The 839-nt window shown below is 45.9% G+C and carries 2 protein-coding genes; both read right to left on the reverse strand.

What is annotated here, in order from left to right:
* Positions 1 to 436: SPFH domain-containing protein (locus BCT81_RS02405; RefSeq protein WP_241908137.1), on the reverse strand; the 436-nt coding region annotated here is incomplete at its 3' end.
* Positions 437 to 505: 69 nt separating this feature from the next.
* Positions 506 to 839 (reverse strand): NfeD family protein (locus BCT81_RS02410; protein ID WP_277869786.1); only part of this gene is annotated, 334 nt, incomplete at its 5' end.

Consider the following 839-nt stretch of genomic DNA (forward strand, 5'->3'; position numbering starts at 1 on the left):
GTTGATCAAGAATCGATTGGAGATCTCTGTTGAGTTCTTCACGTTCAGACAACAGTTCATCCAACTCATGCTGACCCAAAACCGACCTCAATGTGGTTTGAGAAAGCTGACTGGTCGCCTCGAGATAGTTCTCAACATTATTGATCGCCATCTTAGGATCCAGCACTCTGAAGTAAACCACAGCGTTAACCTTCACTGATACGTTATCTCTGGTGATCAAATCTTGTGTGGGAACATCCAATACAATGGTTCGTAGATCAACTCGCACCATCTGTTGAATGAAAGGAATGATGATAATTAACCCTAGCCCTTTCACGTCATAAAAGCGCCCAAGGAAGAAGACCACTGCACGCTCGTACTCGCGTAGTACTCTGAACATACTGGCGATCAGCAAGACAACCAGCACGATGACAATACCTATAGTGTGTATAAACATAACCGCCCCCTAATGGTAACGATGACTCAACAATGAATAAGTCCTTCGAGTTAACCCTCTCATCAAGCACTAACCAATTTTCGATGATGTCTCATCAGGCGAAGCTTCAACATCTAAAGAAAGCCCTGTTAGCTTGGTGACTCTGATACTCTGCCCGGATTGCAGCTCATTGGTGCATTGGGCTTGCCAAATTTCGCCAGCAACAAGCACTCTGCCTGCGCCAGGAAAACCACTGATCACCTTACCTGTTTCACCCACCACCGCTTCCATTCCAGTGGTCACAGGCTTGCTTCTTACTCGAGCGAACATAGAGAGTGTTACGGCGATAAAGGCAACGGAGAACAAACTTATCCCGATAATTAGCGGTAATGCGATTTGGTAACCTGGTACTTCAGTGTCCATC

The sequence above is a fragment of the Vibrio sp. 10N.261.52.A1 genome, from assembly GCF_002876325.1.
Classification (GTDB): Bacteria; Pseudomonadota; Gammaproteobacteria; order Enterobacterales; family Vibrionaceae; genus Vibrio; species Vibrio chagasii.